At 57.8% G+C, this 16,354-nt stretch carries 12 protein-coding genes; 6 read left to right on the top strand and 6 right to left on the bottom strand.

Features of this window, described 5'->3' with window-relative positions:
* Window positions 1–33: 33 nt before the first annotated feature.
* Entirely contained in the window at window positions 34–1,545 is a 1,512-nt protein-coding gene (locus EDF82_RS05305; RefSeq protein ID WP_123754528.1) for an anion permease, read from the bottom strand.
* Between the two features lie 638 nt (window positions 1,546–2,183).
* Between EDF82_RS05305 and EDF82_RS05300 the strand changes: the two genes are divergently transcribed.
* Entirely contained in the window at window positions 2,184–4,961 is a 2,778-nt protein-coding gene (locus tag EDF82_RS05300; RefSeq protein WP_123754527.1) for a flavocytochrome c, read from the top strand.
* 84 nt (window positions 4,962–5,045) lie between these two features.
* Window positions 5,046–5,999 carry an FAD:protein FMN transferase gene (locus EDF82_RS05295; RefSeq protein WP_123754526.1) on the top strand — a complete coding sequence of 318 codons (954 nt, stop codon included), beginning with the start codon at window positions 5,046–5,048 and terminating at the stop codon, window positions 5,997–5,999.
* On the opposite strand, the gene dcuR is transcribed toward EDF82_RS05295, so the two are convergent.
* The gene (gene dcuR / locus EDF82_RS05290; RefSeq protein ID WP_123754525.1) at window positions 5,980–6,699 is read right to left on the bottom strand and encodes a two-component system response regulator DcuR; all 720 of its coding nucleotides are present in this window, start codon (window positions 6,697–6,699) and stop codon (window positions 5,980–5,982) included. The genes EDF82_RS05295 and dcuR overlap by 20 nt on opposite strands.
* The gene (locus tag EDF82_RS05285) at window positions 6,696–8,315 is read right to left on the bottom strand and encodes a sensor histidine kinase (RefSeq protein WP_123754524.1); all 1,620 of its coding nucleotides are present in this window, start codon (window positions 8,313–8,315) and stop codon (window positions 6,696–6,698) included. Before EDF82_RS05285 ends, dcuR begins: the two co-directional genes overlap by 4 nt.
* 174 nt (window positions 8,316–8,489) lie before the next feature.
* Between EDF82_RS05285 and EDF82_RS05280 the strand changes: the two genes are divergently transcribed.
* The 4 genes from EDF82_RS05280 (at window position 8,490) to EDF82_RS05265 (ending at window position 13,843) form a co-directional block, all read left to right on the top strand.
* The gene (locus EDF82_RS05280; RefSeq protein WP_123754523.1) at window positions 8,490–9,410 is read left to right on the top strand and encodes an N-acetylmuramic acid 6-phosphate etherase; all 921 of its coding nucleotides are present in this window, start codon (window positions 8,490–8,492) and stop codon (window positions 9,408–9,410) included.
* Between the two features lie 307 nt (window positions 9,411–9,717).
* A complete protein-coding gene (gene mqo / locus EDF82_RS05275) occupies window positions 9,718–11,376 on the top strand; it encodes a malate dehydrogenase (quinone) (protein ID WP_123754522.1) in 1,659 nt (552 codons plus the stop codon).
* A gap of 196 nt (window positions 11,377–11,572) precedes the next feature.
* Window positions 11,573–12,769: a multidrug effflux MFS transporter gene (locus tag EDF82_RS05270; protein WP_123754521.1), complete on the top strand. Its 1,197-nt coding sequence runs from the start codon at window positions 11,573–11,575 to the stop codon at window positions 12,767–12,769.
* A gap of 147 nt (window positions 12,770–12,916) precedes the next feature.
* Window positions 12,917–13,843, top strand: a complete 927-nt coding sequence (locus EDF82_RS05265) for a LysR substrate-binding domain-containing protein (RefSeq protein WP_123754520.1) — start codon at window positions 12,917–12,919, stop codon at window positions 13,841–13,843.
* Here the strand turns inward: EDF82_RS05265 and mdcH are convergent.
* From mdcH to EDF82_RS05250, 3 genes are read right to left on the bottom strand one after another with little or no spacing between them, the layout of a single operon-like run.
* Window positions 13,833–14,735: a malonate decarboxylase subunit epsilon gene (mdcH, locus tag EDF82_RS05260; protein ID WP_123754519.1), complete on the bottom strand. Its 903-nt coding sequence runs from the start codon at window positions 14,733–14,735 to the stop codon at window positions 13,833–13,835. The two genes, EDF82_RS05265 and mdcH, sit on opposite strands and share 11 nt — an antisense overlap.
* Window positions 14,732–15,352, bottom strand: a complete 621-nt coding sequence (locus EDF82_RS05255) for a malonate decarboxylase holo-ACP synthase (protein WP_123754518.1) — start codon at window positions 15,350–15,352, stop codon at window positions 14,732–14,734. The genes mdcH and EDF82_RS05255 overlap by 4 nt, the downstream gene beginning before the upstream one ends.
* 1 nt (window position 15,353) lies before the next feature.
* Window positions 15,354–16,313, bottom strand: a complete 960-nt coding sequence (locus EDF82_RS05250) for an AEC family transporter (protein ID WP_123754517.1) — start codon at window positions 16,311–16,313, stop codon at window positions 15,354–15,356.
* Window positions 16,314–16,354 lie beyond the last annotated feature (41 nt).

Genomic DNA, 16,354 nt, shown 5'->3' with positions numbered 1-16,354 from the left:
AACCGCCGGAGGTGAGCCCCCGGCGGTTATGAATCAGAACATCATGGACATCCACGGATAGCCAATCAGCAGCAGGGCGGCCAGGAAGATGGCGCCGAAGATGGTGCCGAGGCGCCAGTAATCTTTGGTCGGCAGATAGCCGCTGCCGTAGTAAATCGGGCTTGGGCCAGTACCGTACGGGGTGATGATACCCATCACACCCAACGAGGTGACCATCAGCAGGACAAACACCTGCATGTTCATGCCCGGAATAGTGGAGGCGATAGTCAGCATCGCCGGCAGCAGTGCCGTGGTGTGGGCAGTGGTACTGGCAAACAGGTAGTGCAGCAGGTAGAACGCCAGCAGCAGTACAATCGTTGCCACCCCCGGCGAGATGCCGCTCATCAGCGCGCCGCCTTCTTTACCCAGCCAGGCGATAAACCCGGTAGAGGAGAGGCCGTCCGCCAGCGCCACCAGGGTGGCGAACCATACGAAGGTGTTCCACGCGGCTTTGTTATTGGTGATATCGCTCCAGGCCAGCACCCCGGTCCACAGCATCAGTACAATCACCAGCAGGGCGGCCAGCGCCGGTTCAATCCACTCGGCGGCGAAGATCCACATCGCCAGCGCGAAGCAGACGAACACCAGCAGCAGGATCTCATTGCGCGACAGTTTGCCCAGTTTTTCCAGTTCACGAGCGGCCCACAGCGGGACTTCGTTGTTGATTTTGACTTCTGGTGGGTAGAACCAGTAGGCCAGCAGCGGCATGGTCAGAATCAGCAGGATCCCCAGCGGCAGGAAGGCGATAAACCAGGTGCCCCAGGAGATATTGATGCCGACGATGCTTTTGACCAACGCCAGAGCCAGCAGGTTTGGTGCCAGCGCGGACAGGAACATCGAGCTGGTGATACAGGCGGCGGTGATCGCCACCCACATCAGATAGGAGCCGATGCGGCGGGCGCTGGGGTCATTCGGTTTTGAACCATACAGCGGCGGCAGGTTCGCGATGATCGGGTAGATAGTCCCGCCGCTACGCGCGGTGTTGGACGGAGTAAACGGTGCCAGCAGCAGGTCTGCGAAGGTAATGGCATAACCCAGCGTCAGGCTGCGACGGCCGAGATATTTCACCAGGATCAGCGCCAGACGGCGGCCAAACTGGGTTTTATCGTAGCCCGCAGCGAACATAAAGGCGCCGAAAATCAGCCATACCGTCGAGTTACCAAAGCCGCTCACTGCCCATTTAAACGAGGCGCCGGCGAGTTTGAATTTCGGGTCGGCCAGCTGCTCCGGGGCGAACAGCAACCACTGGCTGCACAGGGCGATAACCACCACCCCGGTAATCCCAATCACTGCCCCTGGCAGCGGTTCAAAGATCAGGCCGACGATAACGCCGACGAAGATAGCAAAGTAATGCCAGGCATACGGGGGTAACCCCTCAGGCACGGGAACGAACAGCAGAAGGACTGCAACAATAATGGGCAGGGCCATCATCAGCAGACGGTTTTTATTTGCCGCTTTCGGACTGGCGGCACCGGCAGGCGGTATAGTTGTCTGTTTCTCTTTCATAATGAGTATCTGCGAGTAGTTGAAAATACGGTTTAGTCACGCCATAACCATTGCTTTCTTTAATTTCAAAAGTTTCTTTAGTTATTAATTGTTGATTCTGGTTTGGCTGCTGACGGTTATTTAACGCGTTTTGTTGGGCGTTAAATTTAATTTGTTGGTTATTTATATATTGCGCTTTGGCGTGGCGTTGCAATTGATCGAGATCAATAAATGCTGTCTGATGAGCTGTTTTTTTATTTTCATAATAACCCTTATGGGTGAGGTGTTTATTTGTTTAAAATAACGCTTAATGTTAATTTTTTGCAGATGGCAAAAACGAGCGACACCGATTACCTGTTTATAATTATATGATTTTATTGTAATTTAAATTGTTTGTGATGTGTTCTTATTTTTAACAAACGTGTCCATTGTGTTATAGGTTTTCTGTTTTTTGTGAATGTAATATTTGCAATTAATAATACAATGGAGGTAGTGATGTTATTCGGGGTATTAAATAGTTTTTTAACTAACGTAATTAGTTTGGTAACTAAAAATAGCGTTATATTATTAGCATGACAACAGGAATTAAAAAAACAGAACCAAAAACAATTCCGTCACCCAATTCTGAATTATCAATATTTAAGATCTGGAGTATTAATATGACCAGTAACTCACGTATATTGCGTCCTTTTACCTTACCGAACGGCACTGAACTGAAAAACCGTTTGCTAATGGCACCGATGACAACCTGTACCGGCTATTTTGACGGCAGCGTCACCAGCGAACTGGTGGAGTACTATCGTGCGCGTGCCGGCAGCATCGGGACCATTATCGTTGAGTGCTGCTTTATCGATAACTACGGCCTGGCTTTCCCGGGCGCGATTGGTATCGACAGCGATGAGAAAATCGCCGGCCTGGCTAAAATTGCGCAGGCCATCCAGGCTGAAGGGTCAAAAGCGATTCTGCAGATCTATCACGGCGGGCGCATGGTCGACCCGCAGCTGATTGGCGGTCGTCAGCCGGTGGCGCCAAGCGCGCTGGCCGCACCACGTGAAGGCGCCGCAATGCCGCGTGCGCTGAGCGCAGACGAAGTCACCGGCATGATCGGCAAGTTTGGTGACGGCGTGCGTCGGGCAATTCTGGCCGGTTTTGATGGTGTGGAAATCCACGGCGCCAACACCTACCTGATTCAGCAATTCTATTCCCCGAACTCCAACCAGCGCGATGACGAGTGGGGCGGCAGCCGCGACAATCGCGCCCGTTTCCCGCTGGCGGTGCTCGATATCACCCGCAAAATGGCCAGCCAGTACGCCGACGACTCCTTTATTATTGGCTATCGCTTCTCGCCGGAAGAGCTTGAAGAGCCGGGCATCCGTTTTGACGACACCATGTATCTGCTGGAGAAGCTGGCGGCACGCGGTCTCGACTATCTGCACTTCTCGGTAGGGGCGTCGCTGCGTCCGTCTATCGTCGACACCAGCGACCCAACGCCGCTGATTGAAAAATACTGCGCGCTGCGCTCTGCAACCCTGGCGCAGATCCCGGTGATGGGCGTGGGCGGCGTGGTCAACGCGGCTGACGCCGAGCAGGGGCTGGATCACGGCTACGATCTGATCGCCGTGGGCCGCGCCTGCATCGCCTATCCGGACTGGGCGGCGCGGATTGCCGCCGACGAAAACCTCGAACTGTTTATCGACAGCACCCAGCGTGAAGCCCTCCATATTCCGGAACCGCTGTGGCGTTTCTCGCTGGTGGAAGCGATGATCCGCGATATGAGCATGGGAGACGCGAAATTTAAACCGGGCCTGTTCGTTGAAACCGTTCAGGACGATGCGAACGAGCTGGTGATCAACGTCAGCCTCGAAAACGACCGCATTGCCGATATTGCCCTGGCCGCCGGTCCGACGCAGACCGTTGAGTTCACCACCAGTTTCGAAGAGATCCGTGAACGCATTCTGACCGCCAATACCCCGCACGTAGACGCCATTTCCGGCGCCACCAGCCAGAGCGAAGCGGTGAAAAAAGCGGTATCGAAAGCGATGCTGAAATCCAGCAAAGCGCTGGCGCTGGAAGAAGGCGGTGAGGATCTGACCCCGAAAAGCTACGACGTGCTGGTCGTGGGCAGCGGCGGCGCCGGTCTGGCCGCGGCGATTCAGGCGCACGATGAAGGCGCCAGCGTGCTGATCGTCGAAAAAATGCCGACCATCGGCGGGAATACCATCAAGGCTTCTGCCGGGATGAACGCTGCCGAGACCCGTTTCCAGCGGGTGAAAGGGATTGAAGACAGCAAAGAGCTGTTCTACCAGGAAACCTTAAAAGGCGGTCAGAACAAAAATAACCCGCAGCTGCTGCGTCGCTTTGTTGAAAACGCCCCGGAAGCCATCGAATGGCTGGCCCGTCGCGGGATTATGCTCAACGATATCACCACCACCGGCGGCATGAGCATCGACCGTACCCACCGTCCGCGTGACGGATCGGCGGTCGGCGGCTATCTGATCAGCGGCCTGGTGCGCAACATCAATAAACGCGGCATCGACGTGATGCTCGACACCGCGGTGGAAGAGATTCTGATGGATGGCCAGCAGGTCAGCGGCGTACGTCTGCTCAATGATGAGCAGGAGAACATCGTGGTGCAGACCCGCAGCATCGTGGTCGCCACCGGCGGCTTCAGTGCCAACAGCGCGATGGTGGTGAAATACCGCCCGGATCTCGCCGGCTTTGTCACCACCAACCACAAAGGGGCGACCGGCGGCGGTATCGCGCTGCTGGAGCGTATCGGTGCCGGTACCGTGGATATGGGCGAAATTCAGATTCACCCGACCGTTGAGCAGAACACCTCGTACCTGATTTCCGAATCCATTCGCGGCGGCGGGGCGATTCTGGTCAATCAGCAGGGCAACCGCTTCTTCAACGAAATGTCGACCCGCGATAAAGTCTCCGCCGCGATCATAGCGCTGCCGGAACACTACGCCTACATTGTCTTCGACGAACATGTCCGGGCCAAAAACAAAGCGGCCGACGAATATATCGCCAAAGGGCTGGTGACCAGCGCCAGCTCGCCGCGTGAACTGGCGGAGAAACTGGGGATGGATTACCATGCCTTCCTCGCCACCCTTGAGCGCTACAATGGTTATGTTGAACAGCAGCATGATCAGGAGTTTGGCCGGACCACCGCCCTGCGTGCGCCGGTTAACGAAGGGCCGTTCCACGCGATCCGTATCGCACCAGGGGTCCACCACACCATGGGCGGCGTGACCATTAACACCGACACCGCGGTACTGGACAGCGCGCATCAGCCGATTGCCGGCGCCTATGCGGCCGGTGAAGTGGTTGGCGGCATTCACGGTGGCAACCGCATCGGCGGCAACGCCGTGGCTGATATCATTATCTTTGGCACCCTGGCGGGCCACCAGGCGGCAAAACGCGCCAGAGGCTAACGCTCAGTGATGACAGGCCGGGTTCGCCCGGCATTTTCCCCCGGCGGCGCGCTGCCTGCCGGGTGACACAGAGGAGCTGCAACCATGTCAGGTGACCCGCGTATCTATAGCTACTCCGCCGTGCTGATGGGCTCTCCCATCCTGCTGAAACTCTTTTCCCACGATGAAGCCCTGGCCTCCCGCACTTTCCAGCTGATTAAACACTACGAAGATCTGTTCACCGTTAACCGCGCGTCGTCGCAGGTGATGGCGATTAACCATGCCGCCGGTCGTCAGCCGGTCAGCGTCAGCCGCCCGGTTTACCAGCTGATTAAATGCGCCAAAGCCGCCAGCATGGTGCAGGAGAGTGCGTTTAATCTGGCGATCGGTCCGCTGGTGAAGCTATGGCGGATTGGCTTTCAGGGCGATCGCGTGCCGGCGGCGGACGATATCGCAGCCCGGCTGCCGCTGACCCGCCCGCAGGATGTGATCCTTGATGATGCGGCAGGTAGCGTGTTTCTCGCCCGGCACGGCATGGAGATTGACCTTGGCGCGATTGCCAAGGGCTATATCGCCGACCGCGTTCGCGACGATCTGCAGCGACAGGGCGTGCGCGCGGCGCTGATTAATCTCGGCGGCAATGTGCACACCCTCGGCGAATGGTCGATTGGCCTGAAAAAGCCGTTTGCCCCGGCCGATACGCTGGTCGGCAGCCTCGACGTCAACGGTCAATCGGTGGTGACTTCCGGGACCTATGAGCGCTACTTCGAGCAGGACGGGCGCCGCTGGCACCATATTCTTGACCCGCGCAGCGGCTACCCGCTGGATAACGAACTGGAGAGCGTGACGATCATTTCGGACGACTCGCTCGACGGCGATATCTGGACCACCTTGATCTACGGCCTCGGGGTCGAGAAAGGCTGCGCGGCGCTGCGTCACCGTGACGATATCGAGGCGATTTTCGTCACCAAAAATCGCGAGGTGATCCTCTCATCGCAGCGCCGTTTTCGTTTCCACCTGCTGGACGATGGCTACCGGCTTATTGACTGTACTGCTTGAGCAGACTGTACTGCTCGGCCACCAACCGATAACGGTAGACCGGACGCCCGGTGGCGCCGTAGTGAATGCTGGTAAACAGAATATTTATCTGCGCCAGCCAGATCAGGTACTTCCGGCAGGAGACGCGGGAAATATTGACCGCCACCGCCAGCTCATCGGTTGAAAACTCGGTGCCCGGATGGGCGTTAATCCACTGACACAGCGTGCGCAGCGTCTGGGCGGTCAGGCCCTTCGGCAGTTTCCGCGCATCGCTGGCTTCCGGCGCGCTGCCGTGCAGCAGGCGGTCCACATCGGCCTGTTCATAATAGGGCTGTCCGGTCATCAGTTTGCGTTTTTCACGCCATGCGGTGAGGGCCTCTTCAAAACGCGGGAACTGGAACGGTTTGATCAGATAATCGACCACTCCGTAATGCATCGAGGTCTGCACGGTGGCGGCATCGGCGGCGGAGGTAATCATGATCACGTCGATAGGGCGGCCGGAAGCCCGAATGGTCGGCAGCAGATCCAGCCCGCTGTCGTGCTGCATGTAGACGTCCAGCAGCACCAGATCGATCTCCAGTTCGCTATCGTTAACCATCTCCTGGGCTTTACTCAGCGTAGACGCCGTGCCACAGCAACGGAAGCCGGAAATTCTCGCCACATACAGGCGGTTCAGTTCGGCGACCATGGCATCATCGTCAACAATTAATACATTTATCACGTACGTTTCCTTTTACTATCCCAGGGAAGATGAACAAAAAATTGGGTAAACACGCCAGGTTCTGACTCGACGGCAAGCGTACCGCCCAGCTCACGTAACTGCTGGCTGGCGAGAAACAGGCCGACGCCGCGGTTCTCACCCTTGGTAGAAAATCCTTTGTTAAAGATGGCGTCAATATTCGCGGCCGGGATCCCCGGACCGTCGTCGCTCACTTCGCCACTTAACCAGCCGTTCTGATAGTGCAGCAACAGGCCCACTTCGCCCTCGCTCTGGCCGCTCATGGCGTCCAGCGCATTCTCAATGAGATTCCCCAGCACCGTGACCAGGACGGTGACCTGTTTTTCATTGGGGCAATCGGGCACCAGGCTCTCTTCCGCCAGATGCAGGCTGAAGCCGCGCTCTTTCGCGCGCTGAATTTTACCAATCAAAAAGCCTGCCACCACCGGTGATTTGATGCGGTGCTGAATTTCACCGATGTCCGCCTGAAAAGTATGGGCGGTTTGCAGCACATATTCCTCCAGTTTGCCGTAGCTCTTCATATTGAGCAGGCCGAGGATCACATGCAGCTTATTCATAAATTCGTGGGACGTGGTGCGCAGCGCATCGACATAGTTCACCATCCCGTCGAGACGCTGCACCAGCTGGCTCATCTCGGTTTTATCGCGGAAGGTGCTGATGGCGCCGACGATGGCATTCTGACTGCGTACCGGCACGGTGTTGCTGATCAACAGCAGGCCGTTGCAACCCAGCTCGCGGTCATAAATCGGCTCGCCGGTTTTCAGCACCGCCTGCAGATCGGCCAGCAGCGGGGTATGATCGATCGCCTGGTCCGGGCCACTCAACAGGATCTTGCTGGCGGCGGGGTTGATCAGGTTGACCTGTCCTTCCGCATCGACCGCCACCACACCTTCTTTGAGCGAATGGAGCATCGCCTGGCGTTGCTGGAACTGGGTGGAGATCTCATGCGGTTCGAGCCCCAGCAGCACCCGCTTAAGACCGCGCACCAGGCTCCAGGTGCCAATTCCGCACACCAGGGCGCTGAACAGTACGGTCAGCAGGACGTCCCAGCGGCCGCGGGCAATCTGCTCATCCACTTTGCTAAGCGAAATGCCGACCACCACCACGCCGATTTGCTGCCGTTGGTCGTTGAATACCGGCGTAAACACACGTAGCGCCTGCGCCAGCACGCCATGGTTGATGGCGACGTTCTCTTTGCCGGCAAAGGCGGGCTGAATATCCTCGCCGATAAAACGTTTGCCGATAAGCTGCGGGTTAGGGTGCGAATAGCGCACGCCGTGCATATCGGTCACCACGGCATACAGCAGGTCATTACGCTGGGTGATCGCCAGCGCCAGGGGCTGGATCAGCGCGCGCTCCGGCGACTGGCTCAGGGCCTGCTTCACTTCCGGCATGTCGGAGAAGGTCCGCGCGACCGCCAGCGCCGTGTCTTTAACTCCGTCGCGGGTGGTGTCGCTGATCTGGATAAACCACAGAGCGTAAACCAGCAGCAGTACCGAACCGATGACGCTGCTGACCATCAGCGATACGGCGGTACTTAGTTTCATTCTCATCAGGCGTTTACGCACGGGTGGTATCTGGGCCGCTGAATCCTTCATGACATCCCCTGAAATAATCGGCAAGCACCTATTATCGCTGAAGGTAATCATTTCTTAAAGCAATGTAAAAAAGCCAAAAGCGGGGCGAAAGAACCGTGAAGCGTGACCCCACTCGCAGGACATTGTGGTAAATATCCTTATAGTGAATGTGGAGTTTTTTAAAAGGAGGTTTTTATGAGCAGTAAGCCAACCGCTTCAATGATGGAACGATGCCATCCCGAAACCCACCAGATAGACCGTCTCGCCACCCTGGATATGCTGACGATGTTGCATAAGGACGATCGGCAGATTGCCGACGCCATCGGGGCCTGTTTGCCGGAGATTGCCCGTCTGGTCGATAATGCCGCAGCCGCATTGAGCCGCGGAGGCCGGCTGGTGGTGGTGGGCGCCGGGTCATCCGGGCGCGCGGCATTGCAGATGGTCAGCGAGTTTGCCCCGGACGAGAAACATGCGCTGGTGGGGCTTATCGCCGGGGGGCCGGTGGCCGCGCTGCAGGAGATGGAAACCGCCGCGAACGATTATAATCTCGGTGCGCTGGAGTTACAGGCTATCGAGTTCAGCAGCAACGACATGCTGCTGGCATTGACGGTCAGCGGGCAAACCCCGTGGGTGTGGGGGGCGATGCGTCATGCCTGGTCCCTTGGCGCGCCTATCGCCGTGCTGACCCAACAGCAGAATAGTGAAGCCGCCCAGCTGGCGGATATCATTATTGCCCCGCAAACCGGGCCGGAAGCGGTGGCGGGGTATGGCAACCCGAAAGCGCAACTGGCGCAACGGCAGATCCTCGCGATGTTAGCCACCGGGCTGGCGATCCGTTCTGGCCGGGTCTACGGCAACCTGCGGGTAGACCTGCAGGCCTCCAGTCCACGCTGGGCCGAGCGGCAGATTGCCATCGTGATGACCGCGACTGGCTGTTCGCGTAGCGAGGCCAAAGCCGCGCTGGCAAGCTGTAACCAGCACTGCCGGACGGCCATCCTGATGGTGATGACCGGGCTTGACGCCTGGCAGGCGCGGGACCTGCTGGCGGAAAATAACGACCGTCTGCGCCTCGCGCTCCAGCAAAGCCAGGCCGCGACGCTGAGCCCTGCCAGTTAATCGACGCTGGCCCACCTGAACCACGTCAATCGATCCCGGCGCGCTGAAGATAGCGCGCCGTTATTATTTGTAGGGATATTCGATATTAGTAATTAAAGAAAGTGCTGGCGCTGGCTTATTTTCTTTGTTTATCCGCCGGTTTTATTTTTCTGCATCGGTTGTCAGGCGATATTTACTTTTTTAAGTTAAAAAAGTATTTATTGTAAATTGATTAACTGTGCGGAAAATGTAAATGATATTTTAAAATATAATAGAAATGCGTTAACATGTTTGCACTTATTTCATTATGCTATGCGATAATTCTATTATGCCTGCAATTAAAAAAACGATTTTAACGATGACCGCTCTGGCGATGTTCGTCAGTTCCGCCTCTCACGCCAATACCGAATCCGCGCAAAAAACTGATTTCCTGCTGATTGGCGGCGGTATTATGAGCGCCTCTCTGGGAACCTGGCTGCAGGAATTACAGCCGGACTGGAAACAGGTGATGGTAGAGAAGCTGGACGGCGTCGCATTAGAATCGTCGAACGGCTGGAACAACGCCGGTACCGGCCACTCGGCGAATATGGAGCTGAACTACACTCCGGAGCGCCCGGACGGTTCGATTGATGTCAGCAAAGCGCTGGATATCAACGAGCAGTTTATGATCTCCCGCCAGTTCTGGACCGCCCAGGTCAAACGCGGCATTATGCACGACCCGCATACCTTTATTAATTCAACCCCGCATATGAGTTTCGTCTGGGGCGATAATGTGGACTACCTGCAAAAACGTTATAACGCATTGCAGCAAACCACGTTATTCCAGGGAATGAAATTCTCCACCGATCACGCGCAAATTAAACAATGGGCGCCGCTGGTAATGGAAGGGCGTGACCCGCAGCAAAAAGTGGCGGCTACCTGGACGCCGGTCGGTACCGATGTGAACTACGGCGAAATTACCCGCCAGCTGATCGGTAGCCTGAAGAAAAATAGTAATTTCACGCTGCAGACCTCTGCTGAAGTCACCGAATTTAAACGTAATGCCGATAATTCCTGGCATGTGACCATTAAAAACGTCAATAGCGGCGAAGAGCAGGCGATTGATGCGAAATATGTGTTTATCGGTGCCGGCGGCGGCGCGCTGAAATTACTGCAAAAAACCGGTATTGCGGAAGCGGATAACTACGCAGGCTTCCCGGTGGGCGGCTCATTCCTGATGACCGAAAACCCGGCGGTCACCAGGCAGCACCTCGAGAAAGTGTACGGTCAGGCTTCCGTTGGCGCACCGCCGATGTCGGTTCCGCACCTGGACGCCCGTTACATTGATGGTAAGCGCGTCGTACTGTTTGGGCCATTTGCCACCTTCTCGACCAAGTTCCTCAAAAACGGTTCGTTTATGGACCTGCTGAGCACCACCACCACCGAGAACGTGCTGCCGATGACCCACGTGGGCCTCGACAACTTCGACCTGGTGAAATACCTGGTTAGCCAGGTGATGCTCAACGACGACGATCGTTTCGCCGCGCTGAAAGAGTACTACCCGGATGCCCGCAAAGAAGACTGGAAACTGATCCAGGCCGGTCAACGTGTGCAGATCATCAAGAAAGACGCCGATAAGGGCGGGGTGCTGAAGCTGGGTACCGAAGTGGTGGTCGATCAGCAGAAAACCATCTCCGCGCTGCTGGGCGCATCGCCGGGTGCTTCTACCGCAGCACCGATCACCCTCAACGTGATTAAGCAGATGTTCCCGGAGCAGTTTGCCTCCCCGCAGTGGCAGAGCCGTATTCATGCCATCGTGCCGAGCTACGGTCAGAAGCTGAATGACAATGCCGCGCTGACCCAGCAGGTGTGGGATGACACCGCCGCGACGCTGCAACTGGAGAAACCGCCGGTTATCGATATGAGCAAGCACGCTCCGGCCGCAACCAGCGCCCAGCCTGCTGAACCGGCCCGCGCCGAGTCTGCTCAGCACGATATGGCGCTGTAATCTGACAGCAGATTATCGTTAATACCCTCAGGCCAGCCGGTTAACCCCGACTGGCCTTTTTTTATATCTTGTGGGCACCGCGCGATTCATGAATGGTGTTCATAAGCTTGATACGCCAGCGGGGGATTATCGGTCGGCACTTTACCGATAACATAGCAGTTACTTGATCGCACGCTCCCCTCGACGGATATCACTCATGACTTTGCCGCACAAACAGGCCGCCAGCGGGCCGCTGTTTATTTTGATTTTAAGCGGGCTGATGGCGTTTACCTCCCTGTCCACCGACATCTATCTGCCGGCCATGCCGCTGATGGCGGCGGAACTGCAGGGCGATGCCGAACTGACCATCACCGGTTTTCTGATAGGTTTTGCCCTTGCCCAGCTCGTGTGGGGGCCGATCAGCGATCGCCTTGGCCGCCGTACGCCGCTGCTGATTGGCATGGTGCTGTTTATTATTGGTTCCGCCGGCTGCGCGCTTTCGACCTGCATCGATCAGATCATCTTCTGGCGGGTATTTCAGGCCCTCGGCGCCTGCACCGGGCCGATGCTGGCGCGGGCGATGGTGCGCGATCTGTTTGCTCGTACCCGCGCCGCGCAGATGCTCTCAACTCTGACCATCGTGATGGCGATTGCGCCGATTATCGGGCCGCTGATGGGCGGGCAGATGATTAAAGTCACCAGCTGGCATGCCATCTTCTGGCTGCTGGTGGTGATTGGCCTGCTGATGTTACTGGCATTGCGCTGGTTGCCGGAAACGCTGCCGCCGGAGCGTCGTCAGCAGGGATCGCCGTTGAAAGCCTTCCATCACTACGGGCTGCTGCTGAAAAACCGTATTTTTATGCGCTATACCCTCAGCCTGACCAGCTATTACGTCGCCGCTTACGCTTTTATTACCGGTTCGCCCGATGTCTATATCCGCTATTTCGGCGTGGCGCCTCAGCACTATGGCTGGCTGTTCGCGGTGAATATTCTCGGCGTGATGGCGCTGAGCATGGTGAACCGCCGACTGGTCCAGCGTCATCCGCTGGGTCATCTGCTCAAAGCGGCGCTGATCGTTGCCACCCTGGCGACGGTTGTGCTGGCGCTGAGCGTCAGAATGGATCTGACGGGAATTGCCGGGATAGTGGCCTGCGTGTTCGTCTTTTTCTCAATGAACGGGGTGATCGCCGCGACCTCCACCGCCGCGGCGCTGGACGAAGCCGGGGCGTTCGCCGGTTCCGCATCGGCCTTTATCGGCTCGTTGCAGTACGGCAGCGGGATAATCTCATCGCTGCTGCTGGCGTGGCTGAACGACGGCACGCCGTGGACCATGGCGTGGATCATGGCGGCGTTCACGCTGCTCAGCCTGCTGCTGGCCTGGACGCGCGCCGCGCCGCGGGTTGAGGAGGCCTGAGGATCGAACAGGGTCACGCGCGACGTGTTTTTGGCAAAACAGGGCCGGATCCGCAAACCGTCGTCTCCCTCGCCGCCGTTTGCGCTTATACTGGCTTGAATTTATAAGAGAAAGCGAAGCCAACGGCGAAGAAGCGGGGCGCCAGCAATGAAAGACGATATCAACCAGGAGATTACCTTCCGCAAGCTGGCGGTATTTATGATGTTTATGGCGAAGGGAAATATCGCCAGAACCGCCGAAGCCATGCAGCTGAGCGGGGTGAGCGTCCACCGGGCGCTGCATACCCTCGAAGAGGGCGTGGGCTGCCCGCTGTTCGTGCATAAAGGGCGCAATTTACTGCCGCTACCGGCGGCCTGGACGCTGCTGGAATACTGTCAGGATGTGACAACGCTGATGACCCGCGGTCTGGAAGCGACGCGCAAAGTCGCCGGCGTGGGCCAGGGGCGGTTGCGGATCGGCACGCTCTATTCGCTGACGCTGGAAACCGTGCCGCGCATCATCATGGGGATGAAGCTCCGCCGCCCGGAGCTGGAGCTGGATCTGACCATGGGCTCCAATCAGATGCTGCTGGATATGCTGGAAGACGATGCCCTTGACGCTATTCTGATTGCTACCAATGAAGGCGAGTTCAGCCAGTCCTCCTTCGATGTAGTACCGCTGTTTGAGGATGATATTTTCCTCGCGGCGCCGGCCACGGAACGCCTCGACACCTCAACGCCCGCCGACCTGCGCGATTATGCCGACCGCAAATTTGTCTCGCTGGCGGAAGGGTTCGCCACCTACGCCGGTTTTCAGGAGGCCTTCCAGGTGGCGGCCTTTGAGCCCGACATTGTCACCCGGGTCAACGATATCTTCTCGATGATTAGTCTGGTACAGGCCGGGGTGGGGTTTGCGCTACTGCCGGGGCGAATGAAGAAAGTCTATGAAAATGATGTGCAGCTGTTAAAGCTGGCGGAACCGTACCAGATGCGCCAGCTGATCTCGATTGTCTATTCGCACCATCGGGAACGTGACCCGGACCTGCTGGCGCTGGCGGCAGAAGGGCGCATGTACGCCCGCAGCCTTACCCGTTAAGCCGATGCGCGAGGTGCTGGGCCACTGCAACGCTGTTGCGTTCCATGCAGATGGCCTCGCCCTGCCAGCCCGCGAGGTGCGTCAGCCCGGTCAACACGCTGCCGGGCGGCATCTCAAGCGCCAGCCGGGCATCGCGCTGATTGGCGGAAACCATGGCGTCCTGCCACTGCACAGTGCGCGCCATATTAAAGGCTAAGTCGTCGGCGATTTTCTGCGGCTCCCACAGTACCCGACCCGTCGTCCCGCTCAGATAAGCACGCAGAGGGCGTGACAACGTCACTGATTCAAACGCCTTCGCCAGTTTAGCGGCGGGCTTATCCAGCAGCGCGCAGTGCGACGGCACGCTCACCGCCAGGCGGGTGGCTTTGCTGGCTCCGGCCTCCAGCGCTTTACGCGCGACCTCCGCCATATCCTCATCCCGTCCGGCAATTACAATCTGCGTTTCGGCATTAAGGTTGGCGATATAGGTGCCACTGTCTGCCATCAGTTTTTCAACCTGATTAAGTTGCAGGCCGACAATGGCCGTCAGGCCGTAGCCGTGAGGATAGGCCTGCTCCATTAAATCGCCGCGCAGCGCCACCAGTCGCAGGGCATCGCGGAAATCGAGCGCCCCGGCAATCACCGCCGCCGGGTAGGCGCCAATCGACAGGCCGCTGACCATATCGGGGGTCACACCGTGACGCATCAGCTCCCGCGCCCAGGCTACGCCGGCGATCAGCAGACACAGCTGCACCGCCCGGGTGTGTTTTAACGCCTCTGGGGTGTCGAGCTTATCGGTTTCCGCGCCGAGCACGGCGCGGACGTCGGCGAGAAGCGCCTCGCCGTCGGGCAGGTTGTCCAGCATCCCCGGGCGTTGTGTGCCCTGACCGGGAAAGGTAAAGAGGATTTTCATAATGGCTCCCTGTGCCACGGCGTTGCGGTGAGCGCAGGGCCGGTGGCGGTTTTCAGCAGAACGCGTCCTTCGCGCAGCCATTCGTTCAATGCAAACGCGCCGAAGGGCGTTTCAATCTGGGTGTCGGCGCGGCACGGCAGCGTGTCGACCTGCGCCTGCCACTGGCGTAACTCATCGTTGGTCAGCGGCTCAGGTGCGCGAATCACTAAATCGAGGTCGCTGTCGGCGTGCAGAACCGGAATTTCGGTGGCGAGCGCATAGCCGGTGCTGCCGGTGATGCCCCACAGCCACGGCCACGCAAAGGTGGTCAGCAAAATAGCCGCCTGAACCGGCGGCTGGGAAACAAACGGCGAATGCAGCAGGCGCTGGCGTTCGGCCAGATCTTCCGGCGTCACCACGCGGGAAACCGCCGCTGCCTTCACCCATCCGGCGGCGCGCTGTTCGCGCTTCATGCCGCGCACGCCTACCGGAATCTCATCGCTGTCATTCGCATCGCGCCGCACCACTACCGGTAAACCGGGGTGCCACTGGCTGGTGACCCACGCCTCCTGGATATCCAGTAAAGCGTCGGCGTTGTTCAGCCACAGTAAGTCGTGCGGGCGCGGGGCGAATGTCATATCAAATACCTGAAGTCAGCGTAATAAACAGCGGTAACGACAGGATACACAGAACCGAGCTCAACAGCAGCACCGCTTCTGCGTCCGGCGACTGCACGCCAAAACGGTTGCCGAACACTACGCCGAAGAAGCCAGCGGACAGGGCAATCATCAGGATCGCGGTAATTGCCACCGAGCCGTGCAGACCGAAGGCCAGTACGATAGCCCAGGCGATAAACGGTTGGATCAGCAGTTTGGCGATAGTGGCAATGCCGACCATCGCGTTCAGTTTCAGCTTACGAGCAGAGAGGATCACCCCGGTCAGGAACAGGGCGGCAGCGGTGGCAGACAGACCCAGTGGTTTGATCGCAGCCAGAACCAGGTCCGGCATTTTGATGCCAATCGCCGACAGGATCACCCCAAGCAGCGGGCCCATGACGATAGGTTTTTTCAGCGAGCGCCACATCAGCACCGGCAGCATTGCCAGGGTAGAACCGCTGTTTTCGCCGGCGGCGCGGGCTTTTTCACGCTCCAGGATCAGCAGGCAGAACGGCGTCATCAGTACGGAACCGCAGGCAATGGAGACGGCTACGGAGAGCGAGGTCGCAGAACCTTCGCCCAGCACGCTGCCGAGAATCGGCAGGCCCAGCGCGGCATAATTCGGCAGCGCGACGGTAAGGGTCAGCACCGCGGCATCCTGCGGGGATTTTTTAAACACGCCGGTGGCGAGGAAGTAGATTGCCGCGTAGGTAATCCACATCGCACCCGTCAGCACCACGATCAGCGGAGACTGGGCAACGATACCCGCCCACGGCGTCTGCACGGTGGCGCTGAACAGCGCGGCGGGCAGGGCAAAGTCCATTACGAAGATATTGAGCAGCGAGACGTTTTTATTGTCGACCATTCCGGCTTTGCCGGCCCAGAAGCCCAGCAGCATGATAATAAAAATCGGAGCAAGGGCATGAACAATTACGTAAGTCATAGATCACCTGTAGAAGATAATAAAATTAGCACTGACGCGAT

Source organism: Klebsiella sp. BIGb0399 (assembly GCF_003752615.1).
Classification (GTDB): domain Bacteria; phylum Pseudomonadota; class Gammaproteobacteria; order Enterobacterales; family Enterobacteriaceae; genus Klebsiella; species Klebsiella lignicola.
Note: the sequence above shows the minus strand (reverse complement) of the source record. Positions and strands in the feature narration are given on the sequence as shown.